Consider the following 18281-nt stretch of genomic DNA (forward strand, 5'->3'; position numbering starts at 1 on the left):
TTTGCCGTGCTCAGGCGCGCGAGGGGTGGCGGGCGACGATGTTGCAGAACTCGGTCGGGCGCGTGCCGAGCGCGGTCAGCGTGCCGTCGTGGCTCACCTGGTAGAAGGCATAGCCGAGCGCCTTCAGCGCATTCCACGCCGCCGCAGGGTCGCCGCCCGCCTTGAACAAGGTCGGGCAGTTCATCTCGAAGATCACGGTCGGATGGTAAGTGGCGAGCGTGTGCTGGCCGCCGGCGATCACCATGCCCTCGGCGCCCTCCACGTCGATCTTGATGCAGTCCACCCGGTCCACCCCGGCGTCGCGCACCACCGCGTCGAGCGTGGTCATCGCCACCTGCTCGCTGCCCGCGTCGGAGCCGTCGGAGATCAGCGAGAAGGACTGCGGGTCGTCGCCCACCGGATTGTGGTGAAGCGCCGCCGTGCCCTCCTTGTCCGCCAGCGCCTTGGGCACCACGGTCACGTTGGTGAAGCCGTTGAGCGCGATGTTGCCGAGAAGCTGCGCCCGCGCCGCCTCGCCGGGCTCGACCGCGATCACCTTGGCCGCCTTCGGCGCCACCTTCACCGTGAACAGGCCGATATTGGCGCCCACGTCCACGAACACGTCGCCGGCGCCGACGAAGTTCTGGATCGTGTGCAGCTCCGGCTCCATGGCGTCGCGCAAAAGGAACGTGGAGAGCGTGGTGTAGCGGAAGTCCGCCGGCACCTGCACCTTCGGCCCGCCGGGGATCAGCTCGAACGGCGCCAGCGTGCCGGTCGGCACCGCGACGGCGAGCTTTGCGGCGCGGGCGAGCACCGTGAGCGGGGCCTCCCGGAAGCCCGGCTCATTGAACAGCTTCTGCACCCGTCTCAGCATGTGGGCCCCCGTGTCCGCGCGCGCGGCGTCAAGAATTCGATGGCCGGGGCACGTAGCCCCGGGGGATCGGCATGCGCCGGTCCCTGGAATGGTCGAGATAGACGGCGATCGCCATGATGACCCCCAGCTCCCCCGGCGTGAAGACGAGGGAATACACCGAAGACGAGACGATCATGAAGAGCACGTAGTCCGACAGCGCCTGCGAGAACGGCGTGCGGGTCCGCGTGGCCGCCCTCAAGGTGACGAAATACCCCCATCCATAGACTGCCGCGATCAGCACGGCGCCCAGGAGGCCGTATTCGAACACCACGCCGACCCAGCCGAGGTCGGCGATGTAGAACTGGTTGTTGCCGAAGATGTCCGCAAGGGTCACGGCGCCGAAGCGCGTTGTCGCACCGACCCCGAGCATCCAGCGCCAGGCGTCGTCGCCGAGGAAGCCGGTGGCGAGCGCGAACGAGGTGTTGCGCACCGAGAGCGAGGAGCCGAAGGCCTCGCCGCCGTCCGCGCCGAGCTTCCAGAACAGCAGCGCCACCGCCACCGGCAGCCCGAGCAGGCCGAGCCCCAGCATCAGCCGCCGCGGCATCCGCGGCATACTGGCGAGCGCCCCGAACCCGCACACCAGGAACGCCGCGGCGATGGAGGTGCGTTGCTTGTAGATGGACAGAAGCAGGATGAACGCCACCACCAGCCCCAGCGCCGGCCAGATGCTGGGGCTGCGCATGAAGCGGCGCACCAAGTAGAACATGCCGAGGAAGCCGAAGAACAGCGGCATGTAGATGCGGTAGCCGCGCTCGATCTCGTACAAAAGCAGCTTTCCCTCGGAGGGATCGCTGGTGTACCAGCGGGCCGGGATCGTCACCCACAGCACCACCATCAGCACGAAGGTGCCAATCCCCAAGGCAAGGCACGCCCGGCGCAGCCGCTCGTCCGGCGGCGCCAGCCAGTAGAGCATGGCGGACAGGCCGAAATAGAAGCTGAACGGCCAGATCTTCACCGTGGTGGTGATGGCGTCGAGGAAGCCGTTGCCGAGTTGCACCATGGAGATCAGCGGCGTGAAGCCGATCGTGTAGGCGAACAGCACCAGATAGACGTGCTTGGCCGGCAGATGCATGCGCGTCACGGCATAGAGCGTGAGCGGCAGCGTGATGATGGGCCACGCCTTGGACAGGAGATAAGGCGGCGGCAGCTCGTTGAGATAATAGAAGGTCTGGGCGAACAGCGGCAGAGTGGAGACCAGCACCGTCCAGCCGAACAGGCGCGGCAGCAGGTCGCCGCCCGGCCGCGCCAGCGACGTGCCGACGCTGCGGCGCAGGGGCATCACCACCCGCCGGCGGGGACGGTGGGTGACGACGCCGCTCACGGCGCCCCGCCGCCGGCGCCCGGCCGCTTCGGCGCCATGCCGTAGGCCGCGGGATCGAGCCGCGCCTTGGCGACCATCCACAGCACCGGCAGGGAATCCACGAACACCCGCCGGGCGTGGCCCTTCGGGTTGAGCAGCAGCCGGTGCAGCCATTCCAGGCCGTTGCGGCGGTAGAAGTCCGGCGCGCGCTCGACGATGCCGGTGACGAAGTTGAGCGAGGAGCCGACGCACAGGCCGGTGCCCACCGCGCCGCCGCGGCCCGCCACCATGCGGGCGAGATATTCTGAGGGCGGCGCCCCCACCACGAAGAACACGTAGCGCGCCGGATGGGCGACGACGAAGTCGACGCAGGCCTCAACCTCCTCCGGGCGGTTGATGAAGCCCATGGAGGGGATGTGCAGGTTCACCGCGCCGAGCCGGTACTGCTCCATCAGGCGGCGGCGCATCTCCTCGCTGCCGCCGATCACGGTGAGGGTGTCGCCGGGCCGGATGCAGTGGGCGAACAGATAGGTGGTCAGGTCGCTGCCGGCGGCCTGCGGGATATCGAGTCCGAACACCAGTTTGGCGAGGCGCCGCGGCGTCGCACCGTCGAGCAGGCGCAGCCAGGAATGGGCGTAGGCGTCGGCGAAGCGCGCGTCCTTCAGCTCGCCGAGGCGCGTGAAATGGGCGGCATTGGGCGTCACCACATAGGCGAAGGGCGCGCCGGGGGGGCGCGCCGCGATCAGCTCCGCCGCCTCCTTCACGCCGAGGGCGGTGATCTCGACGCCCAGGAACGGCACCCGGCGGATGGCCGGGGCCGCGGCGGGGCCGCTGCCGATCTCAGTGTCCATGGGCCGACCTTTCTGGCCGCCCGGCGCACCGCGCCGCCGAAGGTCCGGAACGCCGCCGGCCGGTCATGGGATGATACTGCCGGTATTGGTCGAGTAGCTGCCGAGGGTGTAGCTGAAGGTCCGCTGGAACGGCACCACCTTGTTGATGAACTGGTCGATCCACAGATTGACCTCGGCGATGGAGCTGCGCGGCACGTAGATGATGTCGCCCGACATCAGCGGCACGTCGTCCGGGAAGCCGGTCTGGATCAGGTCGCGCACATTGATGAGCCGCAGCATGGGCTCGTTGTTGGGTCCGCGGCGGATCAGCGCCACCTGGCCGGCGCGCGCCTCCTCGGTGAAGCCGCCGGCGAGCAGGATGCCCTGGAGCACCCCGGTGCCGGTGTCGGGCAGCTTGAAGGCGCCCTGGTTGGCCACCATGCCGCCCACATAGACGCGGGCCGCCGCCGCCTCTTCCAGCGAGATCACCACCTTCTGCTGTGCCAGTTCCTTGCGCGAGGCGCGGCTGACCGCCTCCTGCGCGCCGGCCAGCGTCATGCCCTCCACCCGCATCTGGCCCACGGCGCGCGGCGCCATGGTACCGTCGGGAGAGACGGTCAACTCCTCGTCCATCTCGCGGGTGATGAAATACTTGATCTTCACCTTGTCCCCCGGACCCAGCCGGTAGACCGGCATGACATTGGTCCAGGGCTTGAAACGCTCGGCATTGATCTCGGTGAAACGCAGTTCGTGCCCGGTGGTGAAGGGGGCGGTGCCGGTGTCGGTCGAAGTGGTGGTGCAGCCGGAGAGGACGGCGCCGAGCGCGAGGAGAAGCGCGGGCGCCAGCAGCGGTGCCAGCAGCGGTGCCGGTGCGCGCCCGCGCCGGACCGCGCGCGCTCCCGACCGGCCGGCACGGGGCCGGCGCGCGTCGCAGATCGCATCGCGGGGGGAAACGGGCATCGGCAAACTCCGGCTCGAAACGCGCCAGACCCGCTCCCCGAACGGTGATCGCGGCGGCCCCGGAGGACCGCGCGCAGGCCGCGGGAATCGGCAAACCTGGTAAACCGACGCTAAAAGCTTGTGGTTAATGGAGGGTTAGGCGCGGCCGCGAATGGTAAACGCCGGCCCCCGAAAGGGAGCCGCGGGCGCGCGGAGCGGCGCGCGGGCCGGCGGGCGGCCGCGCTGCAAAGGGCTGAGGATTGGGAAGGCCTGCGGGCCTGTGGCCGGAGCCGGCGTCAGGTGCGCCGGTAGATCCATTCGGGCAGGTAATAGCGGCGTCCGAAGAACACGAAGCCGAGCAGCGTGCCGCCGTTCTCCAGCACGCTGTCGCGCATGTGGAGCGCCGACGGCTTGCGGGTGCTCTCGGCGCCGATCATCAGGATGTTGCCGTCCGCCAGCTGGTTGAGCCGGTCGGTGACGACGAAGGTGCCCTGGACCGGCGAGCACACGATCACGCACTCGAACGCCTGCTTCAGTTCGTCGCGCATGCGCACGCCGTCCACCAGCGGCAGGCGCACGTTGAGCAGCGGCGACTTCTCCACGTCCACGGCCGCCCACAGCTGGGGCAGCGGGGTGCGGGTGACGGCGAGCCCGCCCTTCATCTCGAAGCCGGAGGCCAAAAGCGGCGCGGGCACCGGCGAGCACAGGTCGACGATCAGCGTGCGCAGGCCGCGCTGGGTGGCGAACTCCTCGGCGAGGCGGCGGCAGAAGGCGGGCGTTTCCTCGCCCCGCTGCGGCGCGAGGAAATGGATGAGCTGCAGCGGGCGGTCGTCCACCCGCGTGTCGAGCAGCAGGGTCGCGAGCCCACCAAGGGCGGTGTCGAGGGCGTGGGAGCCGGCATCCATGCTGCCGAACTCGGCCAGCACCGGCAATTGCAGCGCCCGCTCCGCCTCGCTCGGCATTATGAAGGTGGTGCGCAGCGCCGAGGCGATGGCGCCGGCCGCGGCGCCGAACAGGAGCCCGCCGAACAGGCCGGCGGCGAGGAACGGGATGGCGAGGTTGCGGCTCGTCACCGAGGCGCCGGCCTCCTGCACCACGCGCACGTTCGATTCGCGGGTCTTGGCGGCGGTCTCCTCGATGTTCGCCGCCACCGCCCGGCGCAGATATTCGCGATAGCCGTCGGAAAGCGTGTCGCGCCGGCGGTTCAGCTCGATGAGCTGGGTCTCGGCGCCGCGCAGGGCTGAAAGGCGCTGCTCGGCCACCTTCTGCTGCTGCTCCAGCTCGGTGAACTGCCGCCCCAGCGCGTCCTGCTCCACCCTCAGGCTCAGGATCATGTTCTGGACGTAGCTGATGGCCGGGTTGCGCACGTCGCGATCGGTGGAATAGGGCCGCTCGCTGCGGTTCTCCATCTTGTTGCGCACGGTGGCGATCTGGCGGTCGATGTCGCGCAGAAGCTGGCTGCCCGGCGCATATTGCGCCCTGATGCGGTCGCGCTCCACCAGCAGCCGCGTCAGCACGTTGGCGTCCTCGTCATTGCCCAGCGCGTCGGTCTTCTGGGTGAAGTCGAACACCTGCTCGGGCAGGCCCTTCATCTGCTTTTCCGCCTCGGCCAATTGGGCGGTGACGGCCACCTGCCGCTCGGCCACCTGGCGCCGGCGCTGGAGCAACGTGTCCACCTGGTTGGCGGCGAGGATGGCGTCCTGCGAGAAGTCGATGATGCCGACCTTGGACTTGAGCGCCTCGATCTCCCGGTCGGTGCCGGCGAGGTCCATCCGGAAGCGCTCGACCTCGATCTGGAGGATGCGCGCGGTCGGGTTCTCGAACACCTTGCGGCGATAGTTCAGATAGTTCTTCACCAGCGCGTCGGTCGCCTCCACCGCGAGCGCGCGGTTGGGCAGCGTGACCGAGACCTCGACCACGTTGGAGCCGGAGACCACCGAGGCGCGCAGCACCTTGCGGAACTTCTCGATCGACTGGTCCATCCGGTCGGCGTCGGATTTCAGGAACGAGGTGACGTAGCTGAGCAGGCCGGAGGGGAACAGGCGGTCGATGCCGATCTGCTCGATGGTGGCGCGCAGCACGTCGGCGCTTTCGAGGATCTGCACCTCCGATTCCACCTGCTTGAGGCCCTCGATGGAGAGCACGGCGGGGCCGCTGTCGGTGACGTTGGCATTGGTCACCTCGCGGCTCACGATCACCATGAGCAGGCTTTTCGCGGTGTACTCGGTCTTGGCCGTGAAGGCGGCGGCGAGCGCCAGCAGCAGCGGCACCATGGCCGCGATCAGCACGATGCGGATATGGAAGAAGGTGGCGATCAGGAAGTCGCGGGTGGTGAAGGCCGGCGCCCTGTTCTCGGGCATGAGGCCGCCAGCGTTGACGTCCTGGTCGCGGACCGTCCCCGTCGCATCCGCCCCGCCGTCCAAGGTCAAGCTCATCCGTGCCCTTCTGGTCCGCAATTGAGGCCCGGCGGACGCGATCCGCCGCGCGTGCTCCCCGCTCGGCCGCGACCCGCCGGCGCAGAATGCGAAATTGGCCCTAAGGGCCGGTTAAGGCGCCGGAAGCGGGCGGCTGTCCTTCCGTTACAGGCGGACTTCGGCAAATCAAGGCCCTTCAAGGGGCCGATCCGCGCGAAGCGGGCGCTCACAGCGCCCGCGGCATCAGCCGGCGCACGGCGAGCGTGGTGCCGATGCCGCCCTGGGCGATGAAGATGGCGGTGGCGATGGCCGCGCCGAGCATGCCGAAGGGCGGGATCAGCACTGCGCACAGCACGCAGCAGGAGACGAACTGCGCCGCGTTCAGCCAGCGCAGCACGCCGCCGTGGCCGGTCATGGCGAGCATGATGTCCTGGCAGGACAGGAGGCAGTTCACCAATTGGCCGACGCTCATGATGACGAGTGCGGTGGCGGCGATCTCGAATCCAGGGCCGATCAGCGCCAGCAGCGAGGCCGGAAACACCATCATCGCCAGCACCACCGGCACGCCGAATGCGGCCACCGTGAGCCGTACCTTGCGGTTCAGGCTCCGAAGTTCGTCCCATTCGCCCTGGCGGTGGTGCGCGGCGAACTTGGGCGCGGCGATGGTGCCGATGGAGATGATGACGACCCAGACCAGCATGGAGATGCGGTTGGCGACGCTGAACGCGCCCACTTCCGAGGGCATGCCGAAGGCGGCCAGCAGCAGCACCGGCAGCGAGTTGAGCGTGATCTGCACCACCTCCACCACGCCGAGCGGCAGCGCGGTGCGCCAGAGCGCCGGCAGGTGCTCCACCGCCGCCGCGTCGGCGTTGGGATCGTCGATCCTCAGGCGGCCGCGGTCGCGCCAGATGAGCACGACGCCGAGCAGCGCGGCGGCCAGGTTGGCGGCGGCGAGCGCGTAGAGGATGCCGTCGAGCGAATGCACTCCCGCCGCCAGGGCCGCCAGCGTGAGGCCGGGCCACAGCCCGTTCTGAACCAATTGCCCCAGGACGCCGCGGGTGAAGCCGGTGAGCGCGTGGCCGGTGAAGATGGCCAGCGTCTGCGGCACGATGGCCGCCGCCGAGATGGCGAGCGGAAATGCGAGGTCCGGCTCCTTGAAGACATAGACCGCGAGCGGCTGCGCCAGGAGGATGGTCGCCGCCGTGCCGAGCGCGCCGCCGAGCGTGACCCAGAAGGTGCCGAGAAGCAGCGCCCGGCGCGCCTCCCGGCCCTTGCGGATCGCCAGCTCGGCCGCGACGTGGCGCATGACCGCCTTCTCGAAGCCGGCGCGGGTCAGCGTCGAGATCAGCAGCACCCAGGTCAGGCACAGGAAGAACAGGCCGGATTCGTGGACGCCCAGCACCCGCGCGGCGATCATGTAGAGGCCGAGCTTGCCCACCATCTCCAGCGCGCGCACGCCCAGAGCGGCCATGTAGGCGCCGTAGGTGCGGACCATGTGGTAAAGCGTGTCGAGCCGGTTGAGCGTCATCTGGCCGAGACTGGCGCTGCCGGCCGGGGGCCGGGGCGGAGGGAGTTGAGACGATGCGAGACCAGACGGGCGCGGGCGCGCACCCGCCTGCCCTTGCGGGGCGAAGCGGACGTCCCGGCAACAAGCATGCCGGTTCGCCGGGCGCAAGCGCCGCCCGCAAGCCGGACCGCGCCGTCCCGAGCGGAGCGGAACGCGTGGCCGCGCGCCTCGCGCTGGCCATCGCGGTTGCCTTGCCGCTCCATCCGGCGCTTGCCCAGCTCGACGCGCAGGGCAAGAGCGACCTGCCGGGCCAGCAGTCGGTGGACCCGGAGCTGGACCCCTTCCCGTTCGACGGCCGGCTGGCGCTGCGCGCCTATTTCAAGCAGCGCCTGCCCTCCATGTGGTGGGCGAACGAGCCGGAATACAATCTCGGCCACTACTCGGTTACGGTGCACGTGCCGGATTCCTGGCGCGGCAACCCGACCTCGGCCCTGCTCGCGCTCTGCCCGCACGCCTACAGCAACCTGTGGACCGGCATCCGGTCGTTCGAGGTGAAGGCGATGTACAAGAACGCGCCCTGGCCCGGCGTGACCTGCCGGCCGTGAGCGCAAGCGGCCCGGTCAGCGCGGCGGGGCGGGCACGACCGGCGGCGCCGGCTCCTCGCGCAGGGCGCCGTGGGTCATCTGATTGACCTGCATGCGCTGCGCCCGGCGGCGCTCGTTCACACCCAGGAACATGGCGCGCAGGACGAAGCCGAAGAACACCATCGTGCTGGCGGTGGACAGGATGATGACGAGGCCCGCCACCACCTGGAACGCCACCGAAGGATAGAGCGCGGCGAGCGGGATGATGCTCAGCACGGCCAGGGTCAACACGATGGTTCGGAGCTGCGGCATGGCCTACGTCCGGAAAGCCGCGTCCGGAACGGCCGGGCGCGTTGGTCGGCGAAAATATCACCGCAGACCCATGAAATAAAGCTGAAGCCGGACGGATCTTGGGCCGGCCCCGAGGCCCGCCCGGACCGGGCGCAATGGCCCCTCCCTGCGCCCCGCCTGTGCCCACCGCCTGCCAGCGCCGCCGGGCCTCTCGCTTCAAGGACGGCCGCGGATTAGACTTGGCGCCCGTTTACCCTCGGAGCCACATCGCGTGAGTGCCCCGACCCGAAAGCCCCGCGGTCCGCGGCCGCTCGCCGACTATGTCGCGCCGGGCATCGCGGAGATGTGCGGCAAGGCGGGTATCTCGGTGGTGGAGGTGGTCACCAACTGGGACGAGATCGTCGGACCGGACCTCGGCCCGCGCTCGGTGCCGCTGAAGCTGCAATGGCCGCGGCGCGGGCCGGAGGGCACGCCCGGCGAGCCTGCGACCTTGGTGGTGCGGGTGGAAGGACCCTACGCGATCGAGATGCAGCACGCCGCGCCGGTGGTTCTGGAACGGATCAACGCCTATTTCGGCTGGCGCTGCGTCGGCCGCATCGCGCTGCGCCAGGGGCCGGTGCCGGCGCGCACCGGGCGCCCGGCCGCGCCGCCGCCGCCCGCTCCCGAAACGGTGGCGGCGGTGCGCGGCGAGATCGGCCGGTTCGAGGACGAGGCGCTTGCCGCTTCCCTCGCCCGGCTCGGCGCCCTGGTGCGGCGCGAGCGCCGCCGCTGAGGCCGGCGCGGGCTCCAGCAGCCGTTGACCAAGCCGTGATCGGCGCGCCGTTTGCCGCCTTGGATGCGCCATGCTAGAGGCCGATCATCTTTCCTGGAGCACGACGCGGCTCCCGACCCATGCTGAATTTGCCTCCAGAGCGCAGAGGAAACGCCCCTTTCCGCGGCCGGCACGGCCGCAGGGGGCGCCTGCCTACGCCGCGCATCAGGACCTGCCGGAGACCCGCCCGATGATGTTCACCCGCCGTCGTCTGCTCACCGGCGCTGCCGCCGTCGCCCTCGCCGCAGGCCTCGGCCTGCCGCTCACCGCCGGCGATGCCTTCGCCCAGGCCGGCGCCGAGGGACGGCCGGTCGACGCGGCCAAGGTGATGCTGCCCGAGGCCAGCCCGCTGCCGGTGAAGACGCTGGGCAATGCGGACGCGCCCGTGACCATCGTGGAGTATGCCTCCATGACGTGCAGCCACTGCGCCGCGTTCCACACCGGCACCTTCCCGGAACTGAAGAAGAAGTACATCGACACCGGCAAGGTGCGCTTCATCTTCCGCGAATTCCCGTTCGAGCCGGTGGCGACCGCGGCCTTCATGCTCGCGCGCTGCATGCCGGACGACAAGTATTACCCCATGATCTCGACCCTGTTCGAGACGCAGAAGGCCTGGGCGTTCGGCAACGATCCGGCCGCCGGCCTGCTCCAGGTGGCGCGCCAGGCGGGCATGAGCCAGCAGGACTTCGAGAAGTGCCTGACCGACCAGGCGCTGGCGGAGAAGGTGCAGGCGAGCGCGCTCTACGCCAACAAGGAACTGGGCGTGAACGCGACGCCGAGCTTCATCATCAACGGCAAGCTCTATTCCGGCGCGCTCTCGATCGCCGACATGGACAAGATCCTGACGCCCCTGCTCGCCGGCAAGTGACGGCCCCGGCCCGAGCCGGCGGCTCGGGCCGTTCTCGCGTCAGGCCGCCGCGGGGGCCTTGAGGCGCGCCGCCTGATAGCGCGCTTCCTGCGTGCGGCCGCCATAGCCGTAGGCGTCCGCCTTCACTTCTCGCACCAGCACATAGCTTTCCGGATCGAGCTCCGGCAGGAGCGCGCCCATGGCCGCGTGCACGGCCTCAAGGTAGGCGGCCTTCTCGTCTTTGGTGTTGGTGCCGTCGGTGACGATCACATCGAGTGCGAAGGAGCGCGTGGCCTTGTCGGCCAGCGCGCGGCCGGCCGTGAACCAGTGCGCCTCCGGAATGAACGCGATCTTCACCGCGGTCACCGCCGGGTCCTTGTGCAGGATGTCGCGCGTCAGTGCCGAAAGGCGCGCCGCCACCGCGCCGGCGAGGGCGTCGTCCGGGGCGCCGGACAGGGAAACATTGAGAAGCGGCATGGGGAATGTCCTCCGCGGCAGGGTGCGATGGAGACGGGATACGCCCATCCAATTCATCAGAAAAATTGAATTGAATAATACCGACATTTTGCGATTCTCATGGAATGACGCGCAATCTCGAACTCGACCTCCTGCGCAGCTACGTGGCGGTGGCCGATCTCGGCTCCATCTCCGCAGCGGCGCGCCGCGTGGGCCGCACCCAGTCGGCAGTGAGCCTGCAGATGGACCGCCTTGCCGAGGCGGTCGGCTTCCAGGTGCTGGAGCGCAAGGGCCGCACGGTGGTGCCGACCCAGCGCGGCGGCGCCTTCCTGGACGATGCGCGCCGCCTGCTCGACCTGAACGACCAGGTGCTGGCGCAGCACGTGCACGGCACGTTCGCGCAGCCGCTGCGGCTCGGCTTCGTCCAGGACGTGGGCGAGGACGTGCTGGAACGCATCCTGACCCGCATCAGCGCCCATTTCCCGCAGGCCCCGGTGTCGGTGCGCGTGTGCGCCACCTCGTCGATCCTGGACCAGTTGCGGGCCGAGGAACTGGACGTGGGCGTCGGCTTCCGGATGGAGAGCGACCTTCCCGCGCGCCCCTTCCTGCGCGAGCCCATGCTGTGGATCGCCGCCCGCAACCTGCGGATCGACCGCGACGCGCCGGTGCCACTGGTGCTGTTCGAGCATCCCTGCGTGTGCCGCAGCGCTGCGGTCGCCGCGCTGGGCGCGGTCGGACGAGCCTCGCGCGTCACCTTCTCCAGCCCCAGCCTCCCGGGACTGATGGCGGCGGTGGCGGCCGGCATGGGGGTGACGGTGCGCTCGCGCCGCTCGCTCCGCCCCGGCCTCGCGGTGATGGGCGACCTCTGCAGCGCACCGCTGCCGGACCTGGAATTCATGCTCTATGGCCGCCCCGGCGTGCGTCCGGCGGCGCTCGCCAAGGTGGAGGAAATCCTGGAGGAGGAGATCGCCCGCGAACACCGGCTGCACGCCGCGGCGTGACCGGCGGCGAGCGCCCCCGGCGCGGCCCCCGGGTGACCGAGCCGCTCAGCCGCGGGCGGCGGAGATGGCGGCCCTGAGGGCCTCCGCGGCCGCCTTGGGATCGGCGGCGGCGCAGATGGCCGACACCACGGCGACGCCCTCCACCCCCGCGCCGATCACGGCGCCGGCGATGGCCGCGTCGATCCCGCCGATGCCGACGATGGGAAGCGCGGTGAGCGCCCGCACCGCGGCGACGCCCTCGGGTCCGATGGCGGCGCCGGCATCCGCCTTGGTGCCGGTGGCGCGCACCGGGCCGACGCCGAGATAGTCGACCCCCGACAGATCGGACGCGGCGAATTCCGCTGGCGTCCCCACTGAGAGGCCGACGATGGCGTCCGGCCCAAGGATGGCGCGTGCCGCCTGGGGCGACAGGTCGTCCTGGCCGAGATGCACCCCGTCCGCGCCGACGGCATGGGCGACGTCCACCCGGTCGTTGACGATCAGCGCGATGCCGTGCGGCTTGAGCAGCGCCTTGAGCGCGCGCGCCTGCGCGACCAGGTCCCGGCCATGAGCGTCGGGATCGCGCAGCTGCACCAGGGTCACGCCCCCGGCCACGGCCGCCGCGACCGTCGCCGCAAGGCCGCGCGCGGCCACCTGGCGCGGATCGGTGACGAGATAGAGCGTGAGGTCGAAGGGATGGCGCATGGTCTGTGTCCTTCAGCGGGCCTCGCAGGGGTCTCGCAGGGGTCGCGATCTTGGCCCGCACCGGCCGCGGGAGAGCAAGGACGTTGCCGCGGGCGACGACATGGCCGCGAGGAAGGCCCGATACGCGATGCCGCCGTCTTCCCCCCGGCTTGTCCGGGAGATCCACCTCGCGGCCAAGCCAGCTTCCATATCCAGAAGGCCGGCGCAAGCCGGCCCGTGGATGCCCCGGACAAGCCGGGGCATGACGGCGCGGAGGATGGCAAACGTGGTCGCCCGGCGCCTCCGGCGGCATGTCGCCCGGCGTGAAGCCTTCCGTGCGGCGACAGGCTGGACCGGCCGCGCGCATGCTCACGCGGCCTTGGCCGCGCCGGCGGCGCCGAGGCCTTCCGGCACCGGCCCGCCGGTGGCCCAGTCCAGCAATTCCACCGTATGGACCACCGGAATGTTCGTGCCGGAGCCGATCTGCGTCATGCAGCCGATATTTCCGGCGGCGATGATGTCCGGCTTCAGCGCCTCGATATGGCCGACCTTGCGCGCCTTCAGCTCGGCGGCGATGTCGCTCTGGAGCATGTTGTAGGTGCCCGCCGAGCCGCAGCAGATGTGGCTCTCGAACGGCTCCGCAACGTCGAAGCCGACGCGCCGCAGCAGCGCGGTCGGCGGTCCCTTCACCTTCTGGCCGTGCTGGAGCGAGCAGGCGGCGTGATAGGCGACGCGGCGGCCGAGCGGCGCGCGCGCCGCCGGAAGGTCGAGGGTGGCGACGAACTCCGTCACGTCGCGGGCGATGGCCGAGACGCGCGCCGCCTTGTCCGCATAGGCCGGATCGAGCCGCAGCATGTGGCCGTAGTCCTTGATCGGCGTGCCGCAGCCGGAGGCGGTGACGACGATGGCGTCGAGGCCCGCGCCGTCCATCTCGGCGATCCAGGCATCCACGTTGCGGCGCGCGAAGGCGAGCGCCTCCTCCTCGCGGCCCATATGGTGCACCAGCGCGCCGCAGCAGCCCTCGCCGGAGACCCGCACCACCTCGACGCCGTGCCGGGTGAGGAGGCGCGTCGCCGCGTCGTCGATGCCGGGGCGCAGCACCGGCTGGGCGCAGCCCTTCAGCAGCGCTACGCGCGCCCGGCGCGGCCCCTCGGCCGGCGTCGCGCCGGGCAGCTCGCTCTGGCTCGGCCCATGCGGGATGCCGGGGGCGAGGCGCAGCATGGCGGCGAGCGGCTTCAGGCCCGGCACCTTGGCGAGCAGCGGCGCGAACGGCTTGCCGACTGCGGCGCCGAGCAGCGCGAAGCGGAAGCGCGCGGGATAGGGCAGCACCTTCGCCAGCAGCGTGCGGATCATGCGGTCGGCGAACGGGCGCCGGTAGGTCTTTTCGATATGCACCCGCGCCCCGTCAACCAGGTGCATGTAGTTCACGCCCGACGGACAGGTGGTCATGCAGGACAGGCAGGTGAGGCAGCGGTCGATGTGCTTGACCTCCTCCTCGGTGGCCGCGCGGCCGCCCTCCAGCATGTCCTTGATGAGGTAGATGCGCCCGCGCGGGCTGTCGAGCTCGTCGCCGAGCAGCACATAGGTCGGGCAGGTGGCGGTGCAGAAGCCGCAATGCACGCACTTGCGCAGGATGTCGTTCGCCTCCGCGACGCGTGGATCGGCGAGCTGGGCGAGGGAGAAGTGGGTCTGCATGGCTCAGCCGTGGCGCGAGGAGGCGGTCGGGGCGCGGAAGGGGGCGGGGGGTGTCACGGCGCTGGCCAGGGTCGACGCCATCTCACACCCCCGCATGCATGCGGCCGGGGTTGAGCACCCGCGCCGGATCGAAGCTGTCCTTCACGCGGGCGGCGAGCGCCGCGAGCGTCGGCGCCTCGGGCTGGAACACCGGCACGCGCGCACGCTCGGAAGCGGCGGCGCGGATCAGGGTGGCGTGGCCGCCATGGGGCGCGAGCGCCGCGCGCACCGCGTCCGCATGGCTGTCGGTGCCCGGCATCAGCGCCCAGACGAGGCCGCCTGCCCAGTCGCAATAGGTCTCGGCGCCGAGGTCGCGGGCAAGGTCAGCGGCCAGCTGCGGCCCGGCGGTGGGCTTTGTGGAGATGCGCCACACCGCGCGCTCGCCGGTGCCCCAGAAGGGGGCTGCGTCGCGCACCGCGCGCCAGAGCGCGGCGGAGGCCTCCTCCTCGATCACCGCGCAGGCGCCGAACGGGGCGAGCACCGCCGCCAGCATCTCGCGCCGCGCCCGCACCGAGGGCGAAACCCCTTCCAGCCGGAACGCGGCCGTGCCGGCGGCGACGCCCGGCAGCCGGGCGGCGACCGGCTCCGGCAGATAGGCCGCGCCCGACACCTCGCACGACGAGCCCATGGCAGCGCTCATGGCCTCGGCTGCCCGCGCCGGCGCGAGGCCGCCGACCAGCAGGCTCGCCTCCACCGGCGGGCGCGGCAGCACCTTGAGCGTGATCTCGGTGAGCACGGCGAGGGTGCCGAACGAGCCGCACAGCAGCCGGGGCAAATCGTAGCCGGTGACGTTCTTCACCACCCGCCCGCCGGACTTGAACGGCTCCGCCCGCCCCGACACCGCCCGCGCGCCGAGCGCATGGTCACGCACCGCGCCGTGGCTGATGCGGCGCGGACCGGCGAGGTTCGCCGCGAACAGGCCGCCGAGCGTGCCGGCGCAGGGCGCGCCGCCCAGCAGCGGCCCGAGGTCGGCGGGCTCGAACGCCAGCATCTGCCCGCGCGCGGCCAGCATTTCCTCGATCTCGCCGCGCGGGGTGCCGGGCCGCGCCGAGAGCACCAGTTCCTCGGGCTCGTAGAGGGTGACGCCCGAGAACTGCGAGAGGTCCAGCGTGCGCGCAGTCTGGATCGGCCGGCCGAGGCCGCGCAGGGTGCCGCGCCCGGCGATCTCCAGCGTCTTGGCGTCCGCCAGCGCGGCCCGCACCGCGTCGGCGACGCCGGCCTCGTCATAGGGGGTGATGATGTCGCCGCTGGTGTCGCCAGACAGGGTTTCCATGGTCGCGCCGCGCCGCCCGGTGTTCGGTGATGGAGGGTGCCGCGCGTCAGAAGCGCGGCAGGTCGGGGAAAGGCAGGACGCCGCCGGACACGTGCATGCGGCCGAGTTCGGCGCAGCGGTGCAGGGTCGGGAACACCTTGCCGGGATTGAGCAGGCCCTTGTCGTCGAAGGCGCACTTCACGCGGAGCTGCTGGGCGAGGTCCACCTCGTTGAACATCTCCGGCATCAGGTCGCGCTTCTCGATGCCGACGCCGTGCTCGCCGGTGAGCACGCCGCCCACCTCCACGCACAGGCGCAGGATGTCGGCGCCGAAGGCCTCCGCCGCGTCCAGCTCGCCCTCCTTGTTGGCGTCGTAGAGGATCAGCGGATGCAGATTGCCGTCGCCCGCATGGAACACGTTGGCGACCCTGAGGCCGTATTTCTGCGACAGCTCGCGCATGCGCGAAAGCACCAGCGGCAGTTCCTTGCGCGGAATGGTCCCGTCCATGCAGAGATAGTCGGGCGAGAGGCGCCCCACCGCCGGGAAGGCTGCCTTGCGGCCGGCCCAGAAGCCGAGCCGTTCCTCTTCGCTCTGCGACACGCGCAGCGTCACGGCGCGGCAGTCGCGGGCGATCGCCTCCACCTCGCCGAGCAGGTGCGCGCATTCCGCCTCGGGACCGTCCAGCTCGACGATCAGCAGCGCCTCCACGTCCAGCGGGTAGCCGACATTCACGAACGCCTCCGCGGCGGCGATGGCGTCGCGGTCCATCATCTCGATGCCGGCCGGGATGATGCCCTGGCCGATGATGCGCGCCACGCAGTCGCCGGCATCCTCGGAGGTGGGAAAGCCCACCAGCAGAGCGCGGGCGGTGTCGGGCTTCTTGAGCAGGCGCACCGTGACCTCGGTGACGACGCCGAGCAGGCCCTCCGAGCCGATCACCACCGAAAGCAGATCGAGCCCGCCGGCATCCAGGTGCTTGCCGCCGAGCCGCACGATCTCGCCGGTGATGAGCACCAGCTCCACCCCCAGCACGTTGTTGGTGGTGAGGCCGTATTTCAGGCAGTGCACGCCGCCGGAATTCTCGCCCACGTTCCCGCCGATGGAGCAGGCGATCTGCGAGGAGGGGTCCGGGGCGTAGTAGAAGCCGTCCTGCTCCACGGCGCGGGTGATGCCGAGATTGGTCACGCCCGGCTGCACAACGGCGCAGCGGTTGGCGTAGTCCACATCCAGGATGCGGTTGAACTTGCCCATGCCGAGCAGCACCGCGTCCTGGAGCGGCAGCGAGCCGCCCGACAGCGAGGTGCCGGAACCGCGCGGCACCACGCGGATTTCGTTCGCGTGGCAGTATTTGAGGATCGCCGCCACCTGTTCCGTGGTGGAGGGCAGCACCACCACCAGCGGCAGCTGGCGATAGGCGGTCAGCGCATCGGATTCGTACGGGCGCATGCCGCGCTCGGTCGCGATCACCCCTTCGCCGGGCACGATGGCCCGAAGGTCGGCGACGATCTCCTCCCGGCGGGCGAGAACCCGCTCATCCGCTTCCGGCAGCCTGAGGCCCGTCATGGCGGCGTTCCTTTAACGGTTCTATTTGGCGCCACTATAATCGGTTGAGAGGCAAAAGCTGTCGCTCATTGTTGCCTCGTGGGATAAAGTCGTTTTTAAAAGGGAAAAGATCGGACCCTGCGGCAGGGGATCGGCTCCTCGGACGTGAGCGATGATCGGCAATCTGGGCGACCTCGAAATCTTCGCGCGCATCGTCACCGCGGGCAGCCTTTCCGCCGCGGGGCGGGAGCTCGGATTGTCGCCGCCGGTGGTGTCGAAGCGCATCCAGCGGCTGGAGGAGCGGCTCGGCGCCCGCCTGTTCCAGCGCACCACCCGCAAGGTGACGCTGACCGAGGCGGGACAGGGCTTCTACGAGCGGGTGGTGAGCATCCTCGCCTCCATCGAGGAGGCGGAGAACCAGCTCGCCCGCAAGTCCTCGGAGGTGCGCGGGCTGCTCATGGTGGCCGCGCCCACCTCGTTCGGGCGCCTGCACATCGCGCCGTTCCTCGGGCCCCTGCTGGCGGCGAACCCCGACCTCGTCGTCGACCTGGAGCTGTCCGACGCCTTCGTGGACATTGTCGGCGAGGGGTTCGACGTCGCGGTGCGCATCGCCGACCTGGACGATTCCAGCCTCGTCGCGCGCCGGCTCGCGCCGGTGCACCGGGTGCTGTGCGCCACGCCGGACTACCTGAAGAAAGCGGGCGAGCCGAAATCCATCGCCGACCTCGCGCAGCATGTCCTGCTCGCGACCCACAGCCAGGACCCCTGGCGGCTGGAGGGGCCGGACGGGCCGATCACCCTGCGCACCCACTCGCCGCTGCGCACCAATTCGAACGAGGTGGTGCGGGCGGCGACCCTCGCCTCCATCGGCATCGCCTTGCGCTCCACCTGGGATGTGGGGCCGGAGCTGCGCTCCGGCGCGCTCAAGGTGGTGCTGCCGAAATGGCGCGCCTCGCACCGGGTGGGGCTGTTCGCGGTCTACCCCTCGCGCCGCTTCCTGCCGCAGAAGGTGCGCGTCTTCATCGACCACCTCGCCGGCCTCTATGGCACCGTCCCGCCCTGGGACGAGGGCCTGGAGCACCTGTTCGACCCCCGCGTCGCGGCGTGACGCACCCGCCGGCGCGCGGCCCTGCACCCAGTGCATGGCAGGCGGCGCGGACGCTGCGGAAATCGGGTTGGTCGATGGCCGCCGCTCCGCCATAAAAGGGCTCCCTCAA

17 protein-coding genes are annotated in these 18281 nt (G+C 70.6%); 5 read left to right on the forward strand and 12 right to left on the reverse strand.

Translation table 11 applies throughout. From position 1 onward, the window contains the following. Positions 1-10: 10 nt before the first annotated feature. From D9R14_RS01980 to D9R14_RS02005, 6 genes are all read right to left on the reverse strand, one after another. Positions 11-853 (reverse strand): FkbM family methyltransferase, encoded by an 843-nt coding sequence (locus D9R14_RS01980; protein WP_121621600.1) that lies wholly within the window; start codon positions 851-853, stop codon positions 11-13. 28 nt (positions 854-881) lie between these two features. Then, on the reverse strand, positions 882-2213 hold the full coding sequence (locus tag D9R14_RS01985) for a hypothetical protein (protein WP_147452924.1): 1332 nt from the start codon (positions 2211-2213) through the stop codon (positions 882-884). Next, positions 2210-3043: a WecB/TagA/CpsF family glycosyltransferase gene (locus tag D9R14_RS01990; protein ID WP_121621602.1), complete on the reverse strand. Its 834-nt coding sequence runs from the start codon at positions 3041-3043 to the stop codon at positions 2210-2212. Before D9R14_RS01990 ends, D9R14_RS01985 begins: the two co-directional genes overlap by 4 nt. A gap of 63 nt (positions 3044-3106) precedes the next feature. Then, complete coding sequence (locus tag D9R14_RS01995; RefSeq protein WP_121621603.1) at positions 3107-3982, reverse strand: polysaccharide biosynthesis/export family protein; 876 nt, start codon at positions 3980-3982, stop codon at positions 3107-3109. A gap of 275 nt (positions 3983-4257) precedes the next feature. Further along, positions 4258-6396, reverse strand: a complete 2139-nt coding sequence (locus D9R14_RS02000; protein WP_170168446.1) for an exopolysaccharide transport family protein — start codon at positions 6394-6396, stop codon at positions 4258-4260. A gap of 205 nt (positions 6397-6601) precedes the next feature. Further along, positions 6602-7903, reverse strand: coding sequence for a lipopolysaccharide biosynthesis protein (locus D9R14_RS02005; RefSeq protein ID WP_121621604.1), 1302 nt, complete (start codon positions 7901-7903; stop codon positions 6602-6604). 194 nt (positions 7904-8097) lie between these two features. Here D9R14_RS02005 and D9R14_RS02010 point away from each other — a divergent pair, with 194 nt between their 5' ends. Beyond that, positions 8098-8487, forward strand: a complete 390-nt coding sequence (locus D9R14_RS02010) for a hypothetical protein (RefSeq protein ID WP_121621605.1) — start codon at positions 8098-8100, stop codon at positions 8485-8487. Positions 8488-8502: 15 nt separating this feature from the next. Here the strand turns inward: D9R14_RS02010 and D9R14_RS02015 are convergent, their stop codons facing one another. Then, entirely contained in the window at positions 8503-8778 is a 276-nt protein-coding gene (locus D9R14_RS02015; RefSeq protein WP_121621606.1) for a hypothetical protein, read from the reverse strand. A gap of 250 nt (positions 8779-9028) precedes the next feature. Between D9R14_RS02015 and D9R14_RS02020 the strand changes: the two genes are divergently transcribed. Further along, positions 9029-9529, forward strand: a complete 501-nt coding sequence (locus D9R14_RS02020) for a DUF721 domain-containing protein (RefSeq protein WP_245420483.1) — start codon at positions 9029-9031, stop codon at positions 9527-9529. A 232-nt stretch (positions 9530-9761) separates the two neighbouring features. Beyond that, positions 9762-10436 (forward strand): DsbA family protein, encoded by a 675-nt coding sequence (locus D9R14_RS02025; protein WP_121621798.1) that lies wholly within the window; start codon positions 9762-9764, stop codon positions 10434-10436. 39 nt (positions 10437-10475) lie between these two features. On the opposite strand, the gene D9R14_RS02030 is transcribed toward D9R14_RS02025, so the two are convergent. Continuing rightward, positions 10476-10892 carry a tautomerase family protein gene (locus tag D9R14_RS02030; protein WP_121621607.1) on the reverse strand — a complete coding sequence of 139 codons (417 nt, stop codon included), beginning with the start codon at positions 10890-10892 and terminating at the stop codon, positions 10476-10478. A 104-nt stretch (positions 10893-10996) separates the two neighbouring features. Here D9R14_RS02030 and D9R14_RS02035 point away from each other — a divergent pair, with 104 nt between their 5' ends. Then, positions 10997-11872, forward strand: coding sequence for a LysR substrate-binding domain-containing protein (locus D9R14_RS02035; RefSeq protein ID WP_121621608.1), 876 nt, complete (start codon positions 10997-10999; stop codon positions 11870-11872). 45 nt (positions 11873-11917) lie between these two features. On the opposite strand, the gene thiE is transcribed toward D9R14_RS02035, so the two are convergent. The 4 genes from thiE to D9R14_RS02055 form a co-directional block, all read right to left on the reverse strand. Next, complete coding sequence (thiE, locus tag D9R14_RS02040; protein ID WP_121621609.1) at positions 11918-12556, reverse strand: thiamine phosphate synthase; 639 nt, start codon at positions 12554-12556, stop codon at positions 11918-11920. Between the two features lie 348 nt (positions 12557-12904). Then, entirely contained in the window at positions 12905-14230 is a 1326-nt protein-coding gene (glcF, locus tag D9R14_RS02045; RefSeq protein ID WP_121621610.1) for a glycolate oxidase subunit GlcF, read from the reverse strand. 82 nt (positions 14231-14312) lie between these two features. Then, positions 14313-15542, reverse strand: coding sequence for a glycolate oxidase subunit GlcE (gene glcE, locus D9R14_RS02050; RefSeq protein WP_121621611.1), 1230 nt, complete (start codon positions 15540-15542; stop codon positions 14313-14315). A 46-nt stretch (positions 15543-15588) separates the two neighbouring features. Next, a complete protein-coding gene (locus D9R14_RS02055; RefSeq protein WP_121621612.1) occupies positions 15589-17085 on the reverse strand; it encodes an FAD-linked oxidase C-terminal domain-containing protein in 1497 nt (498 codons plus the stop codon). Between the two features lie 151 nt (positions 17086-17236). Between D9R14_RS02055 and D9R14_RS02060 the strand changes: the two genes are divergently transcribed. Then, on the forward strand, positions 17237-18172 hold the full coding sequence (locus tag D9R14_RS02060; protein WP_121621613.1) for a LysR family transcriptional regulator: 936 nt from the start codon (positions 17237-17239) through the stop codon (positions 18170-18172). Positions 18173-18281 lie beyond the last annotated feature (109 nt).

Source organism: Xanthobacter tagetidis (genome assembly GCF_003667445.1).
Taxonomy (GTDB): Bacteria; Pseudomonadota; Alphaproteobacteria; order Rhizobiales; family Xanthobacteraceae; genus Xanthobacter; species Xanthobacter tagetidis.